General features: G+C 73.4%; 4 protein-coding genes. 2 read left to right on the forward strand and 2 right to left on the reverse strand.

Features of this window, described 5'->3' with window-relative positions; all coding sequences use genetic code 11:
• Window positions 1-69 precede the first annotated feature (69 nt).
• Window positions 70-1116, forward strand: a complete 1047-nt coding sequence (locus H5J30_RS21950; protein WP_181789105.1) for a 3-keto-disaccharide hydrolase — start codon at window positions 70-72, stop codon at window positions 1114-1116.
• A 117-nt stretch (window positions 1117-1233) separates the two neighbouring features.
• On the opposite strand, the gene H5J30_RS21955 is transcribed toward H5J30_RS21950, so the two are convergent.
• Window positions 1234-2100, reverse strand: a complete 867-nt coding sequence (locus tag H5J30_RS21955) for an AraC family transcriptional regulator (protein WP_181789108.1) — start codon at window positions 2098-2100, stop codon at window positions 1234-1236.
• 119 nt (window positions 2101-2219) lie between these two features.
• Here H5J30_RS21955 and H5J30_RS21960 point away from each other — a divergent pair, with 119 nt between their 5' ends.
• Window positions 2220-3059, forward strand: a complete 840-nt coding sequence (locus tag H5J30_RS21960) for a phytanoyl-CoA dioxygenase family protein (protein ID WP_181789106.1) — start codon at window positions 2220-2222, stop codon at window positions 3057-3059.
• On the opposite strand, the gene H5J30_RS21965 is transcribed toward H5J30_RS21960, so the two are convergent.
• Window positions 3056-3647 (reverse strand): TerD family protein (locus tag H5J30_RS21965; RefSeq protein ID WP_181789107.1); only part of this gene is annotated, 592 nt, incomplete at its 5' end. The genes H5J30_RS21960 and H5J30_RS21965 overlap by 4 nt on opposite strands.

A 3647-nucleotide genomic window follows, 5' to 3' on the forward strand; every position in this document is an offset into this window, starting at 1 on the left:
CCGTAGCACCGCATCCCCCCACGGCCCCTTGACCCGCATGCCCGACGACACCACCCGAGGAGCCACACCATGCGTCGTACGAGCCTTCCGCTCGCCGGCACCGCCCTGGCCGCAGCCACCCTCGCCGGCGGACTGCTCGCCCCGACCGCGACCGCGAACGCGGCCGGCGAGTCCGCGACCGCCGCCGGCGACACCACCTGCGCGGCCCCCGACGCCCGCCCGACCGTCCGCTTCCTGGACGACGACACCGGCGTGCCCAACCGCGCGGCCGGCGGCGGCTGCACGGTCAACGACCTCATCGACGACGAGCGCGCCTGGCAGAGCCGCGGCGCGTTCGCGGCCCACACCGCGAAGGTGTCGGGCTCCCTGCTGCGCGCCGACGTGATCGGCCCGGGGGAGTACGCCCGGCTGGTCGTGACCGCGGCGAAGTCCGGCATCGGCGGCAAGCACGGGCCCGCGCCGTACGACGTGATCTTCGACGGCAGCCAGGAGTCCTTCGACGACTGGGGCTACGTCGGCGGGCGCGGCTTCGACCTGAACGACGACGGCTCGATGGCCACCGGGCCGGAGCCCGCGGGCGGCGGGCTCGGACTGCTCTGGTACGAGAACGAGGAGTTCGGCGACTTCTCGCTGCGGCTGCAGTTCCGCGACGAGCGGGCGGACGACGGCCGCTCCAACAGCGGCGTCTTCGTCCGCTTCCCGGGCGTCGACCCGGCGGCCAACCCCGAGTGCCGGACGAACGACCCGGCGTGGGTGTCCGTCAACTGCGGGCACGAGATCCAGATCAACGACTCCGCCGAGACCGGCGGCAACGACCCGCGCAAGACCGGCTCGGTCTACGGCTTCGCCGACCTCGACCTCGCCGCCGCGAAGCCCGTCGACAAGGGCGTGTGGAACGACCTGGAGATCCGGGTGGTCGGGCAGCAGTACACGGTGATCCGCAACGGCGAGGTCATCAACGAGTTCGAGAACAAGCCCGGCCTGCCCTTCCCGGGCCGCCCGGACGACCCGGGCACCAGCGGCCGGCAGTTCGCCGAGGGCTACATCGGGTTGCAGAACCACGACACGCAGTCGGTCGTGGAGTTCCGCAACATCCGGGTGCGCGACCTGGCGTAGCCGGAGGGCGCCCGTGCATGCGGCGGGGCCCGGTCGCGCACCGGGCCCCGCCTTCGTGCCGTACGGGACCGGGCGTTCGGGACCGGCACTCCACACCGGCCCCGGCGGGCTCCGGAGTCAGCCGGCCTCCCTCTCCACCGGCAGCCACAGCTCGGCGTCGGCCCCGCTGCCGTCCGCCGACATCCGCGTGCGAAGGATCTCCGGTCCGGGCCGGCTCCGGTACGGGTTCGAGGGGAACCACTCGGTGAACACATCCCGCCACAGCGCCTGGACCGCCTCCGGCACCGGCCCCGAGGTGGTGAAGACCGCCCAGGTGCCGGCCGGTACGGGCAGCGTGGCCATGTCCTCCGGCGCGCACGCCGAGGTGGCGACCCCGTGGTAGTAGTCGAGGCCGGTGCCCTCCGCCCGGCTGGGGTCGAGGTCGTCGCAGACCGCGAGGATGCCGTGCGGCTCCTGGTCGGACAGCTCCTCCAGCAGCTTCCTCGCCCGCTCGCCGGTCCCGCGGACGAAATCGATGATCGCCCGGTTCGGCCCCGCGTGCACGAGCGGCACCCGGGCCTTCGCCCCGACGACGTTGAACTCCGGCTTGTGCACGACGCGGTAGCGCATGCTGCTGCCCCCCTCGACGACGAGGCGGAAGGCCATCCGGGGCTGGGAGCTGAGCGCCGCGCCGGTGCGCCGTGCCTCGCCGGGCCCCACGCCGTGCATCGCGCGGAACGCCCGCGCGAACGCCTCGCCCGAGCCGTATCCGTACCGCACCGCGATCTCCAGCAGCGTCCGCTCGCCGGCCAGTACCTCCGCGCCCGCGACGGTCAGCCGGCGGCGCCTGACGTACTCCGACAGCGGCATCCCCGCGAGCGCCGAGAACATCCGCCGCAGGTGGTACTCCGAGGTGGCCGCGACCCGCGCCAGCTCGCCGACGTCGACGGAGCCGTCGAGCTGCCGCTCGACGTGCTCCATGGCCTGATTGAGCCGCTCCAGCACGCCCGCCTCCACGATCCGGGCCACCGATTCAATCAGGCACGGCCCGGAACGCCGCACCCGAGAAAGGCGGTGCGGCAAGTGTCGGGCGACCGGGACGGGCGGCGCCGCACCATGGCGGCATGGACGACACGACCTTGGTCTCCCGCTTCCTCCGCAACGGCTACGTCAAGCTGGCGGGCGCCGTCGCGCCCCGCGTGGCCGCGAGCTGCGCGCGGCTGCTGTGGCGGGAGACGGGCTGCGACCCGGACGACCCGGGGACATGGACGCGGCCCGTGCACTGGGTCGGCGGGATGGCACAGGGACCGTTCGCCGCCGCCCCCAACTCCCCGGACCTGCACCGGGCGTACGACCTGCTGGCCGGCGCCGGGCGCTGGGAGCCGCGCTACTCGCTCGGCACCTTCCCGCTGCGCTTTCCGCACGACGACGAGCCCGACGACGCGGGCTGGCACATCGAGGGCAGCTATGCGGTGGAGGGCGAGACCTGGCCCTTCACCAACCTCCGCTCGCACGGCCGGGCCCTGCTGATGCTGTTTCTCTTCAGCGAGGTGGGGGACGAGGACGCGCCGACCCGGCTGCGGGTCGGCTCCCACCTCGACGTGCCGAAGGTGCTGGAGCCGTACGGGGAGGAGGGCGCGAGCGGCCTGGCCCTCGCCCCGGACCTCGCAGCGGCATCCGCCCACCGGCCGCTCGCCCTCGCCACCGGTTCCCCGGGTGACGTCTTCCTGTGCCATCCGTTCCTGGTGCACGCGGCGCAGCCGCACCACGGGGCCCGACCGCGCTTCATGGCCCAGCCGCCGCTGATGCCGGCCGCGCCGTACGAACTGGAGCGGGCCGACGGCGCGTACTCGCCGGTGGAGATCGCGATCCGCCGGGGGCTGGGCCAGGCCGCTCCCGGTCCCGACGGGGAGGGCGCCGGACCCGCCGGCCGGCAGGATCGCGATCTCCGGCCGGAGCGCTAGAGGGCCGCCGCGGCGGGCTTGACCATGCCCTTCACGGTGCGCGAGTCGACGTACTCGCCGAGGGCGGTCATCTCCCACTCGCCGCTGAACTGCTTGATGAACTTGGCCATCAGGACCCCCGTGCGGGGCTCGGAGCCGGTGAGGTCGAAGCGGACCAGCTCCTCGCCGCTCTGGCCGTCCAGCAGGCGGCAGTACGCCTTGGCGACGTCGGTGAACTTCTGCCCGGAGAAGGAGTTGACCGTGAAGACCAGGCCGGTGACCTCCGGCGGCAGGCCGCCGAGGTGGACGGTGATGACCTCGTCGTCGCCCGCGCCCTCGCCGGTCAGGTTGTCGCCGGAGTGCTGGATGGCGCCGCCCAGGATCTGGAGCTTGCCGAAGAAGCAGTTGTCGATCTTGTTGCGCTGGGGGCCGTACGCGATGACGGAGGCGTCCAGGTCGATGGACTTGGCGCGGCGCCGCCCACCGCCGTACGCGGGCTCCCAGCCCAGGCCCATCTTCACCGTGGTCAGCAGCGGCTGGCCGCCCTTCACCAGGGAGACCGTCTGGTTCTTCTGGAGGTTGACGCGGCCCTTGTCGAGGTTGACCTTC

This window comes from Streptomyces phytophilus (genome assembly GCF_013870535.1).
GTDB classification, from domain to species: domain Bacteria; phylum Actinomycetota; class Actinomycetes; order Streptomycetales; family Streptomycetaceae; genus Streptomyces; species Streptomyces phytophilus.